The sequence below is a fragment of the Nocardioides aestuarii genome (assembly GCF_039527245.1).
In the GTDB taxonomy this organism is placed as follows: Bacteria; Actinomycetota; Actinomycetes; order Propionibacteriales; family Nocardioidaceae; genus Nocardioides; species Nocardioides aestuarii.
In genome coordinates this window covers 1,266,489-1,282,567 of record NZ_BAAAJT010000002.1, presented here as the reverse complement: position 1 = coordinate 1,282,567, position 16,079 = coordinate 1,266,489, and the positions used below count along the sequence as shown (strand labels likewise).

General features: G+C 65.1%; 13 protein-coding genes. 5 read left to right on the top strand and 8 right to left on the bottom strand.

Annotated features, from left to right (window positions below; genetic code table 11):
- Window positions 1–7: 7 nt before the first annotated feature.
- The gene (locus ABD091_RS06635; protein WP_343920902.1) at window positions 8–1,399 is read right to left on the bottom strand and encodes a DUF4331 domain-containing protein; all 1,392 of its coding nucleotides are present in this window, start codon (window positions 1,397–1,399) and stop codon (window positions 8–10) included.
- Between the two features lie 647 nt (window positions 1,400–2,046).
- The gene (locus ABD091_RS06630) at window positions 2,047–2,256 is read right to left on the bottom strand and encodes a hypothetical protein (protein ID WP_343916640.1); all 210 of its coding nucleotides are present in this window, start codon (window positions 2,254–2,256) and stop codon (window positions 2,047–2,049) included.
- A gap of 737 nt (window positions 2,257–2,993) precedes the next feature.
- Here ABD091_RS06630 and ABD091_RS06625 point away from each other — a divergent pair.
- From ABD091_RS06625 to ABD091_RS06615, 3 genes are all read left to right on the top strand, one after another.
- Window positions 2,994–4,466 carry a sensor histidine kinase gene (locus tag ABD091_RS06625; protein WP_343916638.1) on the top strand — a complete coding sequence of 491 codons (1,473 nt, stop codon included), beginning with the start codon at window positions 2,994–2,996 and terminating at the stop codon, window positions 4,464–4,466.
- Between the two features lie 65 nt (window positions 4,467–4,531).
- The gene (locus ABD091_RS06620; protein WP_343916636.1) at window positions 4,532–5,974 is read left to right on the top strand and encodes an oligosaccharide flippase family protein; all 1,443 of its coding nucleotides are present in this window, start codon (window positions 4,532–4,534) and stop codon (window positions 5,972–5,974) included.
- Between the two features lie 45 nt (window positions 5,975–6,019).
- Window positions 6,020–6,898, top strand: a complete 879-nt coding sequence (locus tag ABD091_RS06615; protein WP_343916634.1) for a glycosyltransferase family 2 protein — start codon at window positions 6,020–6,022, stop codon at window positions 6,896–6,898.
- A 354-nt stretch (window positions 6,899–7,252) separates the two neighbouring features.
- On the opposite strand, the gene ABD091_RS06610 is transcribed toward ABD091_RS06615, so the two are convergent.
- From ABD091_RS06610 to ABD091_RS06600, 3 genes are all read right to left on the bottom strand, one after another.
- Window positions 7,253–8,341 carry a glycosyltransferase family 4 protein gene (locus tag ABD091_RS06610; protein WP_343920900.1) on the bottom strand — a complete coding sequence of 363 codons (1,089 nt, stop codon included), beginning with the start codon at window positions 8,339–8,341 and terminating at the stop codon, window positions 7,253–7,255.
- A 68-nt stretch (window positions 8,342–8,409) separates the two neighbouring features.
- Complete coding sequence (locus ABD091_RS06605) at window positions 8,410–9,144, bottom strand: glycosyltransferase family 4 protein (protein WP_343920898.1); 735 nt, start codon at window positions 9,142–9,144, stop codon at window positions 8,410–8,412.
- A gap of 367 nt (window positions 9,145–9,511) precedes the next feature.
- A complete protein-coding gene (locus ABD091_RS06600; RefSeq protein ID WP_343916632.1) occupies window positions 9,512–10,648 on the bottom strand; it encodes a glycosyltransferase in 1,137 nt (378 codons plus the stop codon).
- A 199-nt stretch (window positions 10,649–10,847) separates the two neighbouring features.
- On the opposite strand from ABD091_RS06600, the gene gmd reads away from it, so the two are divergent.
- Both gmd and ABD091_RS06590 read left to right on the top strand, forming a co-directional pair.
- Window positions 10,848–11,885, top strand: coding sequence for a GDP-mannose 4,6-dehydratase (gmd, locus tag ABD091_RS06595; RefSeq protein WP_343916630.1), 1,038 nt, complete (start codon window positions 10,848–10,850; stop codon window positions 11,883–11,885).
- Window positions 11,882–12,856 (top strand): GDP-L-fucose synthase family protein, encoded by a 975-nt coding sequence (locus tag ABD091_RS06590; RefSeq protein ID WP_343916628.1) that lies wholly within the window; start codon window positions 11,882–11,884, stop codon window positions 12,854–12,856. Before gmd ends, ABD091_RS06590 begins: the two co-directional genes overlap by 4 nt.
- Here ABD091_RS06590 and ABD091_RS06585 read toward each other — a convergent pair whose 3' ends face one another.
- The 3 genes from ABD091_RS06585 to manA form a co-directional block, all read right to left on the bottom strand.
- Complete coding sequence (locus tag ABD091_RS06585) at window positions 12,857–13,987, bottom strand: glycosyltransferase family 4 protein (protein ID WP_343916626.1); 1,131 nt, start codon at window positions 13,985–13,987, stop codon at window positions 12,857–12,859. It abuts the gene before it with no gap.
- Window position 13,988: 1 nt separating this feature from the next.
- The gene (locus tag ABD091_RS06580; RefSeq protein ID WP_343916624.1) at window positions 13,989–14,735 is read right to left on the bottom strand and encodes a WecB/TagA/CpsF family glycosyltransferase; all 747 of its coding nucleotides are present in this window, start codon (window positions 14,733–14,735) and stop codon (window positions 13,989–13,991) included.
- 92 nt (window positions 14,736–14,827) lie between these two features.
- Entirely contained in the window at window positions 14,828–16,054 is a 1,227-nt protein-coding gene (manA, locus tag ABD091_RS06575; RefSeq protein ID WP_343916622.1) for a mannose-6-phosphate isomerase, class I, read from the bottom strand.
- Window positions 16,055–16,079: the final 25 nt, after the last annotated feature.

Genomic DNA, 16,079 nt, shown 5'->3' with positions numbered 1-16,079 from the left:
TGGTGGGTCAGGCCTCGTGGCTGGTGCGGCGACGGCGAGCCAGGCCGGCACCACCCATCACGAGCGCGACCATCCCGACGCCGAGGGCAGACATGGACACGGTCCGGTTCTGCAGGACCTCGCCCACGGCGCTGGAGGAGACCGGTCCCGCGCCGGCCGTGGGGTGCGGATCCGCGTCGCTACCGCTGACCGGGAGGGCCAGGTAGGGGAACGTGTCGGAGAACGCGGCGTCGTTGCGGTTGACGCCGTCCCCGAGGTCGTTCGGGTTCCCCACCAGTTCGCCCTCGACGACCTGCAGCGCGATGTCGATGACGTCGTCCGCGAGGCGCCGACCGTTCGGGAAGCCCTGGTTGTCGCCGCCGATGACGCCGAGTCGGTTCGGGTCCTCGGTGACGGGCGTGCTCATGTTGAGTCGCAGCTGCTCGCTGGGCGTGATCTTGCCGGCGGGCTTGTTGAGGCCCTCCACACCGGTCAGGAACACGGAGACCAGGTCGTTGCGCGGCGTCTCGGGAGCGTCGATGCCGTAGACGGCCTCGATGAGCTTCGGCAGCTCCGGGTCGGTGACGTAGCCGAGCGCGGCACCGTCCTGCGTGGGCTTGGAGGCGTTGAACGCGTCCTTGACCTTCAGCGGGAGCACGACCTCGTTGACGAGCGGCATGCCCAGGCGCGAGACCTGGCGATAGCCGCCGCCGACGGACTTCTTCGAGGTCGTCGTCCACGTCCCGATGATCGGGTTCTTCTTCGGATCGTGCTTCTTGGCGACCCAGCGGCGGGGGACCTGCAGCGCGACCGAGTTGACGTTGAAGCCGGCCAGGGTGTCGTCACCGGTCTCGGAGAAGTCGCCGCCGTAGAGCAGGTCGAAGACCCGCAGGTCGAGGAAGAACGAGTCCTCGGCCTGGCCGACGAAGGAGCGCCCGGCCTTGCCGATGTTGGTGACGGCCTGGTCACGCAGCGACTCGTAGTCGGGCATCGTGCCCTTGCCGACGTTGGACGGCGCGACCTTGCGGTTCTTGACGAGCACCCGGGTCTTGTTGCCCTTGATCCTCACCAGCCGGTAGGTCTGGTAGAAGTTCAGGTTCTCGTCGTTGAGCCCCGTGACCGGTCCGTTGGCGTAGAGGAACGTGTCCTTGGACCGGTAGTGGTCCTTGAACGTCCACCGGAAGGTCATGTCGGCCTTGGCGTCGTGGTCGTTGTCGACGTGGATGTCGTAGTGGGCGTCGGTGGCGAAGGAGTAGAAGTTGGGCCCGCCACCGGGCTCCTCGAACGGGATCCAGTTCGCCGCCAACGTGACCGACCCGGGACGCTCCGGACTGCGGAACGCGTAGAGGTCGGTGTTGTCATATTGCGGCATCCCCGCAATGAGCGGGGCCTCCCGGTGACTTGATGCGTTGGCGGACATCGGACCGAGACCGGCGAGCCCGGCCGAGGTCAGCAATCCACCTGCGGCGAGCAGTGCTACTGCTCCGCGCCGCCGCGGGTTGAGTGGAGAGCGGGTCATGGACACTTGCTCCTTGCGTTGGCACGGCCCCGCCCCCCCGTGGTGCGAAAGCTGAGCAATGCTGCCCCGGACCCTTCAGATGAGCCGGGATGCGATGTGTTCGGCCTCACACCCGGATCGGATTGGTCTGGACGCAAGTGGTCGAGCATCGAGCACCAGAGCAGAGCTGTATCCCGTTGGTCGGTCGAGCAGCCTGTACCCCGTTGATCGAGCAGCGAGCGGCTGTCGAGACCTCACCGAGAGCAGACCTGAATCCATGTGGTCGAGCTCGTCGAGACCTCACCGAGAGCAGACCTGCACCCAGGTGGTCGAGCAGACCAACCCCCAGGTGGTCGAGCAGACCTGCACCCAGGTGGTCGAGCAGCGAGCGAAGCGAGCGGCTGTCGAGACCTCGCCTAGAGCAGACCTGAATCCATTTGGCCGAGCCCGTCGAGACTTCCCCAGACCAGAGCTGTACCCAGGTGGTCGAGCAGCGAGCGCCAGCGAGCGCCTGTCGAGACCCCCACAGCCCTCGGAACCGACCTACGCGCGTACGCCGCCGCGCGCCCCTACGACCGCCGCCACAACCACCCACACGCAGCCATCCCCACCGCCCAGACGAAGGCGGCCGGCAGGTCGCTCAGGTGCACCCCGTGCTCGCTCGAGATCCCGAGCAGGATCATGCCCTCTCGACCTGGCAGAGGCGGCAACGCGACGGTCCACGCCAGCAGCGCGGTCAGCGCCGCTGCCAGCAGCAGTACGGCGCGGCGAGTCGTCACGAGCAAACGCTAGTCACGCACTGGCTAGCGCGCGCCCGAACACGCGAGCTCATCGCCACCTGGCTCGGTGGTCGAGCAGCGAGTGCAGCGAGCGTTTGGCCGAGACCACTAACGCACTCACCGGTGGTGGTACGCCGTGTGCGGACACCCGTCCCCGTACTTCCGCCGGCACCGGACCCGTCGCCACAAGCTCTTCGTCCCCCGCATGGAGACATCCGACCTCGCCTCCGCTCTGACGGCAGCCGAGTCCGCCGCGGCTTCCTCGAACTGAGGTAGGCCGTGGCGGTCCCTAGCGGTGGTAGTGCGCCGTGTGCGGACAGTCGTCCCCGTACTTCATCCGACACCTCACCCGTCTCCACCAGCTCTTCGTCCCCCACACGAGGACCATTCGACAAGGTCCCGCAGACAGGATCGAGATTTCCGAACAACCTCGGACGACGTGGAAGAAACCTAGACGCGGCTGAACTCGACCGCCGGGGGCTCGGCAGCGAGCGGCACGGTCTCCCCGTGCCTGGGTCTCCACCCCCTCGAGAGGGCGCGACCGACAACCAGTGCAACGAGGGGGGAGGCGAGAAGCCAGACGACCAGGACCCCGAGAAGGATCATCACGGCTCCACCCTTCCGCACGGCCGCGCGACTCAAACCTCCGGGTATGCATCAATTTCCCGCCCAGCGGGGAATCTGCGGATTACGATCTCCCCGGTCGTGAGGATCGGCCCGCAGAGGAAGGCGCCCCCATGGAGCGAGTCGCGGACAGCGACCAGCAGTGGCGCCTCACCCTCCAGCACTCCCCGGTGGGCATGTCCCTGGTCGATCCGGGGGGACGGTTCATCGCCGTCAACGACGCGTTCTGCACGATGCTCGGCTACGACGCCGAGGAGGCGCGGGCGCTCACGTTCCAGGAGATCACCCACCCCGACGACCTCGATGCCGATCTCGACCTGCTCGAGGAGACGTTGTCGGGGGAGCGGACCTCCTACCGAATGGTGAAGCGCTATCTCCACAAGGACGGCAGCGTGGTCTGGGCGGACCTGTCGGTCGCGCTGCTGCGGGAGGATGACGGCACCCCGATCCACTTCATCGGCCAGATCCTCGACATCACCGAGCAGTATGAGTCGCGGCGCAAGCTCGCCATTGCCCAGGCCACGATCGACCAGCAGCGCCGTCGTACCGAGGCCGTTCACGACACCGTCGACGTGGGTCTGGTGCTCCTCGACGCCGAGGGCAACTATCAGACCGTCAACCGGCGCCACCGAGACTTCATGCGCTTGGCCTACCCGGACGGTCACCGTGGAAGGGCCGGTCAGCTCGGTGAGGTGTACGCCGAGGACGGCACCACGTTGCTCACCGAGCAAGAGATGCCGACCTACAAGGCCGTTCGCGGGGAGGAGTTCGACGACCTACGCATCTGGGTCGGCTGCGATTCAGCCACCCGTCGCGCCCTGTCAGTCTCGGCCCGCTCGGTCCGCGACCACGCTGGCCTCTTCGCAGGCGCTGCCCTCGCTTATAAGGACGTCACCGACTACGTGCACGCGCTCACCGTCAAGGACGAGTTTGTCGCCTCGGTATCCCACGAGCTCCGTACGCCGATGACCTCGATCCTCGGTCACCTCGAAATGCTCGCTGACGACCCGTCGCTGCCCGGCGACGTCATCAAGCGGATCCAGACCGTCGAGCGCAATGCCCTCCGCCTCCGTCAGTTGGTCTCGGACTTACTTGAGGTGCAGCAGGACAGCGCCGGCGGCATCACTCTCGACAAGCGGGACTGCGACCTTGTCGAGGTCGTGAACGACGCCGTCGAGGCCGCTCGCCCTTGGGCGGAGTCCGCCCAAATCACCCTGACCGCGAAGCTTCCCGACACTCTGGTGGTCGGCGTCGATCCGGGCCGCATCCGGCAGGTCGTAGACAACCTCATTTCCAACGCCATCAAATACAACCTCCCATGCGGGTCCGTCGAGGTTGCCTTGGTGGCGAGCGCAGACAAGGCCGAGATAACTGTCATCGACTCGGGGCTTGGGATGTCGCCTGACGATCTAAGTGCACTATTTACTCGGTTCTATCGTGGCGGAGCCGCCCGGGACCGCCACATACAGGGGACTGGCCTGGGGCTAGCCATCGTTCGGTCTATCGTTGGGGCCCACGGAGGCAGCGTGGGAGTAACTAGCTCGCTCGGCTCAGGATCCTGCGTTAGGTGTCACCTCCCTCTCTAGCAATGCTTCGATCGCCACGCCTCTCGCAGTTACTCCGCTGATTTCGGACTTCCAGAAGGGACGTCGTGAGTACCAGTCTGAGTCGACGTGTCGCGGTTGGTGGCCTCTTCTTGGCTGGTGCTCAGATGGTGGTGGCGCTAGGACAGCTGACCTACGCCAGCGTGACCTCTCGAAGCATCGAGGATGAGGTGTTCGGCGCCTTTGCCGTTGCGATGTCTGCGACGGGACTTGTGGCGCTGTTTATGACTACGGGGCTGGCCACCTTCGCGCTTGCCGCGGATTCGATGTCCCGCGACAACGCGCGAGCAATCAAGTCGATCGCCTGGGCGGCTGGCATCCTGACCGCGCTAGTTGTATGGGTAGGCGCCGACCTATGGGTCGCCGTTTGGGCTGGCACGTCCGAAGCAGCGATCATGCTTCGACTGCTGTGCGTGCAGGTGCTGTTGAACGCACCCGCAGCCGTGTCCGTGGCCCTGCTTCGACGCCAGGCTAGGCCGAAGGCAGACGCTCTAGTTCAGGTTGTGAGCGTGATCGTAGGCTTGGGTGTCGGACTTGCCTGTATTGCGCTCACCGGGGTGGGGGTCACCTTGGTTGTGGCTCCGACAGTGACCGCGATAGTGACTCTTGTCCTCTCGAGCGCGCTGGCGCATCGCAGATACGAGCAGGGCGAGTCGCAACGGATCAAGACGGTTCTTGGCTTTGCATGGAGGGTGTCAAACCAGAATCTGGTCTTCTTCTTGCTGATGTCCCTTCCTGTGTGGGCCGTGAGTCGAGGCGCAGGCCCAGAGGAGCTGGGCCAGTTCTCCCGGGCCCTTGTCCTCACCCAAACTCCAGCGCTGGCGATGACTGGGGCCATTGTTCGCGCGGTCCAGCCGTTCTTTCGGCTCGCGGAAGGTGAGCGGCGCAGCGCATCCGTTACGGACGCGATCTCTCTGTCGGCTTGGGTCGCCTTTCCCCTCTTCTTCGGACTCGCCGCGTGTGCCCGGCCTACGGTCGAGATAGTGCTCGGGCGAGGATGGGACGAGACTGCGCAGATGGTCATCCCATTGGCGGTGGGCTACGGCCTGTATGTCGTTTTCTCGGTGGCCGCTAGCGCGGGCCAGACGCTGGGTGCGGTGAGGCAGGTGACCCTCGCTCAGTCCGTGATGCTGCCCATATGTGTGAGCCTTAGCGCGCTATCGATCTACGCGAACAGTTCTGTGGCGGCGGCGATTGCGTACCCGGCGATGATGGGTGTTGGGATTGTCTTCATGTTGTATGGCCTAGGAACCAGAGGCATCGCCTCGTTCGCTCACGGCTTGCGGAGCGTCGCGTTACACATGGGTGCAGCGGCTGTTGCCGCGACGGTAGCTGTCGCAGCCGGTCGGCTCGTGGGCGGGGCGTCGATGTCGAGTGGCGTGATCCTACTGTGGTCCGTTTTGGCAGGATTTCTCGCTTGGCTTCTCATGGCGTGGGCCTTACCGGGAGGGCGGATCTTGCGGCGGAGGCAGGTGTTTGCACGTGCCTGAAATGTGAAACGGCCGGCAGATTAAGACCACCCCGCCGCACGCCCAATGCACGTGCACGCGACCCGCGAAACAAGAGGCCCAAGGAGGGCATGCTCGGTGACTTCAATTGGCGTGTTGGCAACGAGTCACAACCGCTGTTCGACGACGATCGATGCGATTGCGAGTGTTCTAGAGGCTGCGAAGCGCGCTCAGGTGGGGATCACCTTCTACCTGGTGGATGCCGGAAGTACTGATGGAACTGTCGACCAGGTGAAGGCCGCGTTTCCACAGGTGGTCCTCGAGGAATTGGGAGACAACGTCTTCTGGGGCGCTGGAATGAGCCGTGCCGGGGTGCTGGCTCAGAGGGGTGACCACGACTATCACCTCTGGCTGAACGACGACGTGGTCCTAAACCAAGACGGTGTCGAGCGCATCCTCGCGACGTCTCGTGAGAACCCCCGAGCAGTCGTGGTTGGCCAACTTGTGGATGACCTACAGACGCCAACCTATGGCGGGTTTAGACGCGGCACGGGGCTCCGCAGGATGCGGTTTGAGAATGTTGGCGTTGCGCTCGATGTGCAGACCTGTGATTCGCTCAACGGGAACGTAGTCTTGGTACCAAAGGTCGTTATCAGTGCAATCGGAGGTGTCGACAGCGCCTTCCCGCATGCGTTTGGAGACATCGACTACGGCTTGCGAGCTCGTGGCGCAGGTTTCGCCGTGGTGCAGCCTGCCGGTGTAGTGGGACGGTGTTCCCGGAACCCGGAGTGGCGCCCGAACGGTGGCCCCTGGAGTCGTCTACGGCAGGTCAGTAGCGTCAAGAGGCTCCCGTTCCGTGCGTGGTGGACCTTCTGTCGTCGCCACGGAGGGATTCTTGCGCCTGTCTTCTTTGCCAAGCCCTACCTGAGGGCCATGGTCGGGCCGCGCCGATCTGTATCACGCTGAAGCATGGGAGACGGGACGCTTCGCTACGGGGCAAACGCCATACGATGCAGTGTGTGGCTGCTCGGCGACGCTCAGTGGCCCTGAGCCTCTCGAGCGCCTCACTGCCGCCCGAGCACTACCCGTCAGACCCGAACCGCAGGCCGCCAGCGCGACCGGGAACTACGGCGCGATGCAGCCGAGAGCTAGGCAGACGTTGGTTGGACGAACGAGTTAGTTGAACGCGAACCGTCGCATGCTCGGTCCTACCAGCCGTTGACTGACGTCACCAAGGTCACTCGCAGCTTGGTGCGGGCCAAGACCACCCTCAGGAGTCCGTTCGGCGGCCAGCTTCGAGAGTCATGAGACGCGCTTCCTCTAGTGTTGGAGACCAAGAATTTCCTCATACACCGTGATGTACGCGGAGGCCACCGCGGACGCTGAATACCGATCCGCAGCAAGTTTGAGTCCCTCCATCCGTAGTGCTTGGCGCGCCTGTGGAGCGCGGGTCAGGTGAAGAATGGCATCCGCCATGTCAATCGGGGAAGTCACATCGACCAGCATCCCTGCCGCCCCGTTCGCCAGCGACCACGGCACACCGCCGGACTCCTCGCCCGCGATGATAGTTAGCCCTGATGCGAGGGCTTCGTTCAAGACCATGCACTGCGCTTCCTCCAGGCTTGGGTGAAGGAGAAGTTGCGCGCTTGCCATCTCAGTCATCAGCGCGTCGTGGGTGAGGCTGCCCAGAAACTCAATGCCTGCGACGCCCCGGGAAGCGGATATCGAGCGCGCTAGCGCACCGTCGGCCTCCAAGCCGGGCCCGACAAGGCGCATCGTCAACTCCGGGGCCGACCTCCTAGCCAACTGGAATGCCTTCAGTGCATCGGCGACATTCTTCAGAGGGTCGCTGTTCCCCACGGTCAGAATCCGGCCGGTCACGCGGCCGACGGGTTCGCCTGTGTAGCCGTGCGCAATGTTCGGAACCACCGTGATCCTTCCACTACCTCCCATGCTTCGCTGCCATTGATTGCCGACGTACGGCGACACAGCGGTGAGCCGAGGCGACCGTAGGCGGACTCTGAGAGCCATCAGGAGTCGGATGACCCTGTAAGCGTCCCGATGGTGCCGGAGAACTGCCCACGGAGCGTCGTGAATGGTCACCACGGTCGGCGTTTGCGTGCCTAGAGCGGCTAATGCGTACTCGTACGTCCAATGCGCGTGGAGTACGTCGACCCGGGATTCCAACGCTGCCTTGCGCAGGTACCGGATCTCTGTGGCGAATCCCGTCAGGGCGCGGTCCCGGGCGCGCGCCCTCCAAGGCACGATGCCGACATCCATGGCGTCAGACCGCCACCAATTGAGCTCCGTCACCGCCGGCGAACACGTCAGCAGAGTCACATGGTGGCCACGATCGATCAGCGCTCGCGCAAGTAAGTTGACGGGGGTCCCACCTAGCCCTACGGGCATTGCCGCCGCAGGCTGCCCAAACAAGTCCGCAAACTCCGAGGGCTGTGATGGTCCAAGGAGTCCAATCCTCAACGATGCTCACCTACGCCTTGAGTCGAACCGTACTCGATCAACCACGCATCGATGCTGCGTCGCATTGAGAACGCGGACAGAGCCCAAGTGCGCGCACGCTGGGCGCGCCTCACCAACTCCGTCGGGGGTGTTTGCGCGATCCGCACCAGTTGATCAGCGATCGCGGCGGGCTCAGTGGCCGTCCACCACACGCCCTCGGCGGACTTGAACGTGCGAAGTCCAGGTGAGTCGGCGAGGAGAGTGGGAACGCCTGCGGAGATGGCCTCAAGGGCGGCGATTCCAAGTCCCTCGTAGATGCTCGGCATCACAAACAGATCTGCTCGCTGCAGGGCAGGCAACGGATCCTGAACCCCGACGTATTCCACTGTTCCGGCAGGGAGGGTTGCAACGAGTGCCAGCTCGCGGGCCGTTGCTCGATCCTCCGCTCCGATGTGAATGTACCTCCACGAGGTGTCGCGATCGGCGGCGATCCTGAGGGCCTCGAGCAACGCCTCGTGATTCTTGGCGGGACCGCAATTGCCAACGCTGACCACAACCGGCGTGTTGACCGCGCTAGGGCGCGTCCGGTCGACAGGAAGCGTTTCTCGACTCGTCGCTGCGAAACGAGGGGAACAGTAGTTATTGATAGCCCGGGTTCTGACTCGGAACCGTCGCCACTCGTTCTCCTGGACCGCTGGGGTGACGGCGATGAGCTTTACTCCGCACACGGCGAGTACGCGACGCTGCACCATTCGGCGCAATCGCAGCGCGCCAGTAAACTCAAAGACGCTGTGAATTGACCTCACAACGCGGTAGCCGCGCGCTCTGAAGTAGAGACAGACCCAGAAGCTAGCCCGCTCTGTGTGTACGTGAACCACGGCTCGGGCCGGGACACAACCCCTCAGGGCTCGCAGAAAGGATGGTCGTCCACGGAAGGGCAAGTGGGCGACGGCGACTCCGCGTGCTTCAAACTCTGCAGACAGGGACCCAACTCGCGCTCCCGTTGCGATGACGCGCATGGTCACGCCGTGCTCCTCGAAGATTGGCTTTGACTCGATGAGCATCACCTCGGCCCCACTTGGTCGCAGCTCGTCGAGGATGTGAACGACTTCCACGGCGTCATTCATGACTCGCTCCGGTGTTCCTGATGGCCAACAGGATGCCCTCCAAGAAGTTATCGGCCATCGACTCGATCCCGAATGTGGGTCGAGGGCCGCGTAGTCTGTCTTGTACGGGCCGGAGTGCAGGGTCGCCAGTTCCAGCGCCAGCTGCCAGAAGCGACGCGTAAGCGTGCGGACTGTTCGGCGACTGAAGAACGGCCCCCAGTTCTTCGAGGTAGTCAAACTCAGGCGCGTGCATCGCCCCGTCTGCGGTGAGCAGCGGCAACTCGGCGATGATGCTCTCGACGGCGACGAGTCCGACTCGCCCAGGATTCGCGATGGCGTTCGCCGCGCGCATTGCTAGCGATTTGTCCCGGCCCGTAAGCCGACCCAGTGGAACCACGCCCGGCCGTCCAGACACGATTTCTCGTTGGTCCCCATCGCCGACTACGAGCAGTCGTATGTCTGGGTCAGCTGAGTGGGCACGGGCAAACGCGTCCAAGAGGAACTCGATGCGCTTGCTTCGGTCCAAACCTCCCAGATACAACAACGTCTTGCCGGTGAGCCCGTGGTGATGCTGGAACTGCCTCACATCCTCAGCGGACACCGCCGCGAGATCCGCTTGGAGAGCCTGGGTGTCCACGGAATTCCGCACAACCGTGACTGTTTCTCGGCGGCGGCCCTGCGCGATTACGTGCTCGGCGCCTTGGCGCGTGTACGCAAAGAAATGATCTGCCCGTGAGGTGAGCCGGGCGAGAATTGCTGAGTCGAGGGCGCGTTCCTTCTTCACATAGTCGCGTCCGTGACCCCAGAGAGCCACCCTCTGCCCGTGCCACATTCGTCTTGGCAGCAGCAGTCGATAGGTGTCCAGATTTCGCCGGGCCTGCTCAAGCACCACCAGGTCGAGGTCGTTAGGTAACGAGGTCAGCGACCGCAACGTCACTCGGCGACCGCAGGCAGACAGCTCGCGCTGTGGCATGTGACGGGCCTTCGTCTGTTCGCCTGCGTCATCACCCCGAAGGGCCTGATCACCGATCGGCCGCCCGGCGTGCACCTCCACGCGTACCCCAACCGAGAGCGCCTTATCGGAGAGCGCACGAAAGAAGGGCACGCGGTAGGAGGGGACGTACTCCTGAAGAATGGCGACGTGCTTCATGACGCGGGATTTGGGCCGGCCGTGGAGGGTAAGTAATCCCATCCCCCGTTGGTGTTCACGCGTGTCCTTCCGTTGCGACGGCACGACCCTACTTGTCCTTGTGGTCAAGACCAATGTGTGGTCCCTGGATGTGCGGGAAGGCGCTACTGGCGCATAGGGTTGGGAGCCGATTGGAAACGGCAGCCACGGGGAGACCGGTATGACGAAGCGTGCCCTCATCACGGGTATCACGGGACAGGACGGCTCGTATCTGGCTGAACTGTTGCTCGACAAGGGCTACGAGGTCCATGGCCTGATCCGACGGGCCTCGACCTTTAACACGTCGAGGATCGACCACCTGTACGTCGACCCGCACGACCCCGAGGCGAAGCTGTTCCTCCACTACGGTGACCTCTCCGACGGCGCCCGCATGGTGACGCTGATGAACGAGGTGCGACCCGACGAGGTCTACAACCTCGCCGCGCAGTCGCATGTCCGGGTCAGCTTCGACGAGCCCGAACACACCGGTGACACCACCGGCATCGGTGCCATGCGACTCCTGGAGGCCGTCCGTCTCTCGGGCGTCGACTGCCGCTACTACCAGGCGTCGAGCTCCGAGATGTTCGGCGCGACGCCGCCGCCGCAGAATGAGGACACCCCGTTCTACCCGCGCTCGCCCTACGGTGCGGCCAAGGTCTACGCCTACTGGGTGACCAAGAACTACCGCGAGGGCTACGGCATGTTCGCGGTCAACGGCATCCTCTTCAACCACGAGTCGCCCCGTCGTGGCGAGACCTTCGTGACCCGCAAGATCACCCGCGCCGTCGCCCGCATCCAGGCCGGACTCGATGACTACGTCTACCTCGGCAACCTCGACTCGATCCGTGACTGGGGCTATGCGCCTGAGTACGTCGAGGGTATGTGGCGGATGCTCCAGGCGGACGAGCCCGACGACTTCGTCCTCGCCACAGGCGGCAACTTCACGGTCCGCGACTTCGTCGTCGCCTCCTTCGAGCACGCCGGACTGGACTGGGAGAAGCACGTACGCTTCGACGAGCGCTACCTGCGGCCCACCGAGGTCGACGCGCTCATCGGTGACGCTTCCCGTGCGAAGGAGAAGCTCGACTGGGTGCCGCAGGTCGACACCGCCGAGCTCGCTCGGATCATGGTCGAGGCTGACATCGAGGCGATCAAGCACGAGGGCAACCCGTGGATCGACCAGGTGCGCCTGCCCGGTTGGCCCGGGGCTGACCAGTGACGGACGGCTTCACGCCGCAGCCGCTCGACCGCGAGGCCACCACCTACATCGCGGGCCATCGCGGAATGGTGGGCTCAGCGATCTGGCGGGCTATGGAGGGCCGTGGGCACCGGTCCCTCGTCGGCGCGGCGTCCAGCGACCTCGACCTGACCGACCGCGGGGCCGTCTTCGACTTCATGGCGCAGCACAAGCCGCGCTACGTCGTGCTGGCCGCTGCCAAGGTCGGCGGGATCCTCGCCAACAACACCTATCCGCACGACTTCCTCAGCAAGAACCTGCAGATCCAGGTCAACGTCATGGACGCGGCGCTGGAGCAGGGCGTCGAGCGGCTGCTTTTCCTGGGCTCATCATGCATCTACCCGAAGCTGGCCGAGCAGCCGATCCACGAGGACTCCTTGCTCACCGGGCACCTCGAGCCGACCAACGATGCCTACGCCATCGCCAAGATCGCCGGCATCCTCCAGGTCCAGGCGACGCGTCGGCAGCACGGGCTGCCGTGGATCTCAGCGATGCCGACCAACCTCTACGGACCGGGGGACAACTTCTCCCCGACCGGCTCACACGTGCTGCCGGCCCTCATCAGGCGCTATGACGAAGCGCAGCGCGATGAGCTCGACAGCGTCACCAACTGGGGGAGCGGGACCCCTCGTCGCGAGTTCCTCCACGTCGACGACATGGCCGACGCCTGCCTCCACCTGCTGGAGCACTACGACGGTCCCCAGCAGGTCAACGTCGGCACCGGCAAGGACGCGACGATCGCCGAGATCGCCGGGCTGGTCGCTGAGGCGACCGGGTTCCAGGGCGAGACCCACTGGGACACCTCCAAGCCCGACGGCACGCCCCAGAAGCTGCTGGACGTCTCCAAGCTCGCCGAGGCGGGTTGGACCTCACGGATCGGGCTCCGCGAGGGCTTGGCTGCCACCGTGGAGTGGTACCGCGAGCACGGCGACAGCCTTCGCGAGGTCGGCTGACTATCCGGCGGCTACGCGCTCATAGATGGGCGCGATGCCGTCCAACCACGCGCTCCTCGAGTAACGGGACGCATGAAGGTCCTGGGCGCGCTGGCGCATGCCTGTGTCGGTCCGATGCTTGTCGAGCGTTGACTGGACGCCACGCTGGTCGAACGGAGTGCGGAGCAGCGTGGCTGCTCCGAGCTCGACGAATTCCGCGCTCGAGGCAACACGGTCAGACATGACGACCGGGAGCCCACCCGCGATCGCTTCCAGCACGACAGTCGGAAGACCCTCTGGCCACAGGCTGGGAAGAATCAGTCCCTCGTACTGCCCCAACCCCGTTCGAAGGTCGGTGCGATCGACCAGCCCGAGATACCGGACGGTCGGGCTCTCTGCGGCAAGGCGGCGGACTTCGTCTTCGAGAGGACCGGCGCCGACGACATCCAGGCGCTCCTCCGCGGGCCAGGCAGAGAGGAGCTCGATGACACCCTTCTCCTGCGTGAGTCGGCCCACGTACAGCCAACCTGCGTGAGGCGCAGGGTGCGGTACGCCGTCAGCAACGAAGTTGGGAAGGACCTGAACCTCCCGGTGATACACGTCCGCGATGACAGCGCGTGCCACCTCGTTCAGAACGATCACCTCGGCGCTGTCGCGCCCAATCCGGCGTAGCGCTCCACTGGGACGCGTGGCAGCAGCCAGCGGCATCGTGGCGACGCGCGAGTCGCGGTAGCAACCGTGGCGAAGAGCGGGACGCACTGGTGTCGAGATGCACTCCGTGCACGCGTGCCCGTCGCGGAACAGGGTGCCGGCCGCGCACACGGTTCGGAAGTTGTGGAGCGTGACCACCGTGCGCCGCCCCCAGTTTCCCAACCAGGCCGTACCCATGTTGGGAAAGGTGTTGTGCAGGTGGACAACATCGGGTGCGAATTCAGTCAGCTCCCGCTCGGGCGACCCGCCTCTCCCCGAGGCAACCCGCAGGGCAGCTCGTGCGCCGTAGTGCCGACCGGTCTCCAGGTCATCGGTCCGGCGCGCCACGAGTAGCACGTCGTGACCGGCCTCCTCCAGCGCCTGGACCTGGTCCTCGACGACGGCGTTCTCGCCGCTGGGTTGGCGGGTGGAGTAGAAGCTGTGGACGACAGCGATGCGCACGTCAGGCAGCTGTCTTGGTCCTGCGACTGTGCTGGTAGGCAAGCGACAGGAAGCGAGCGTTTCCGAAGAGGTACCGCTTCCACAGGCGGCGTGGCTCCATGCTGAGGCGGAAGAGCCACTCGAGGTGGGTGCGCTGCATCCACTTGGGTGCAACCGCCTTGGTTCCGGCGGTGAAGTCGAAGGCAGCTCCGACGGCCGCTGTGGTGACGCCGATGCTGTTGACGATGCGCAGTGCCTCCACGTCCTGCTTGGGAGTGCCGAGTCCTACCCACACGACGTGCGCGCCGGACTCGGCGATCATCATGTCCTGCCACTCGAGCTCAGCGCTGCTCAGCGCACGGAACGGCGGTGACCAGGAGCCAGCGATCTGACAGCCCGGGAAACGTCGCTCGACCTCGGCCACCAGCTGATCAAGAGCGGCCTGGGAGCCACCGAGGAAGAAGTGGCGTACGCCGTAGTCTCGGCCGCGGTCGAGGCAGTCCTCGAACAGGCCCGGTCCGCGAACCTGTCGGCACTCCGTCTCGTGCGTGCGCTGAAGCACGCTTGAAAGCGGACCCCCGTCGGGGAGATTGATGCCCGGCCCTCGCAGCAGCTGCATGTAGGAGGCGTCCCGACTCGCGAGTGCGAACGTGTAGGAGTTGACCAGTCGGTAGGCGGCCGGGGGGGTGGCGCCCAGGGCCCGAGAGATCAGCTCGTCGGCTGCGGCATGAGGGTTGGTGGCGGCGACGTCGACGCCGTGGAAGTCCACGGTGGCATGGCTCATCCGAGATTCACGACTCCAGAGACAGGGCGGAGGGGTCTAGACGTGCATCTTCACATGCCAGGCGGCCTTGACAGGCATTAACGCGGGAATCGCCCGGCTGCCACGCTTCCTGAACGAATCTCGACCGTTGCGTGGCTGGCTTGCGTGAAGACGGCATCGCCCGGTGCGAGTTCCGCGTGGCCTGAGACGGTCCGCACCGATGCCCGCCCCTCGACGGCCAGGACTATCAGCGGTCCGGGTCCGACCTCGGTGCGGCAGGGGCCATTCGCCACCGTCAGCTCGAACTCGCTCACCGGAGGGCAGAAGACCTTGGAGTTTCCGGCCTCATTCGGCGTCCATCGTGGGGGAGGAGCCGGGTCGAAGTCGGTGATCCGCAGGAGCTCGGGAACATCGACGTGCTTGGGGGTCAGCCCTGCCCGCAGCACGTTGTCGGAGGACGCCATGATTTCGACTCCGAAGCCTGAGGTGTAGGCGTGCATCATCCCAGCAGGGACATACATCGCTTCCCCTGCGGCGAGCACGACGTGGTTGAGCAGCAGCGTCACCACGACGCCCGGGTCACGGGGGTATCGAGCCACCAGCTGCTGGGTCTGCTGGAAGACACGGAGGCTTTCCCGCTCCACGGTCTCCGCGGCGACGGCGGGTGGACGCTTTCGCGTTGGCGGCGCATGGAGTCGGGCCTCGGCCTTCTCAGCCGCGACCGACAGGTCGTGCAGCCGCCCTGCTAGCTCGTCTCCGTGCCACGACAGCAGCTCGGTGACGATGGCGCGAAGCGCTTGGAACGGCGTCTTGGTCGTCTCCAACTGCTGGGCCACGTCATCGAGCCAGGGCAGCTCGAGCAGCCGCAAGATCTGGGCCGACCGTCGTACGTCTCGGAAGCCCGCCATGCCCTCGAACCGCGTCAGGGCGTAGATGAGCTCTGGCTTGTGTGAGGAGTCCTTGTAGGAGCGGTGAGGTGCATCGATGGGGATTCTGGCTGCCTCCTCGGCGGCGTACCCGAGCCGAGCCTGCTCAGAGGACGGATGGACCTGAAGCGAGAGCGGCTCACCGGCCGCCAGAAGCTTCATGAGGAAGGGGAGCCGACCGAACCCGGCCGCGGCGCGGTCGCCAAGCCAGCTCGTCGGATCTGCCGCGATGGCGTCGCTCAGGCGGCGGCCATCCTCGAGCAAGGATGGATCGCCTTCGTGGGCGCCGAGCCACAGTTCGGCCCAAGGGAGGCCAGCGGGGTCGGCGCCGATCAGCTTCGGGATGTGTGAGCCGGAGCCCCACGCGTAATGACGCACGGGGTTCCTCAGGCGGTTCACCGCAGCATTCTATGGAGTCTGGTGC

Coding starts and splice junctions, on each gene's coding strand:
- ABD091_RS06635 (WP_343920902.1), bottom strand. CDS start 1,399: ATGTCCGCCAACGCATCAAGTCACCGGGAGGCCCCGCTCATTGCGGGG.
- ABD091_RS06625 (WP_343916638.1), top strand. CDS start 2,994: ATGGAGCGAGTCGCGGACAGCGACCAGCAGTGGCGCCTCACCCTCCAG.
- ABD091_RS06615 (WP_343916634.1), top strand. CDS start 6,020: ATGCACGTGCACGCGACCCGCGAAACAAGAGGCCCAAGGAGGGCATGC.
- ABD091_RS06610 (WP_343920900.1), bottom strand. CDS start 8,341: ATGCCCGTAGGGCTAGGTGGGACCCCCGTCAACTTACTTGCGCGAGCG.
- ABD091_RS06605 (WP_343920898.1), bottom strand. CDS start 9,144: ATGGTGCAGCGTCGCGTACTCGCCGTGTGCGGAGTAAAGCTCATCGCC.
- ABD091_RS06600 (WP_343916632.1), bottom strand. CDS start 10,648: ATGAAGCACGTCGCCATTCTTCAGGAGTACGTCCCCTCCTACCGCGTG.
- gmd (WP_343916630.1), top strand. CDS start 10,848: ATGACGAAGCGTGCCCTCATCACGGGTATCACGGGACAGGACGGCTCG.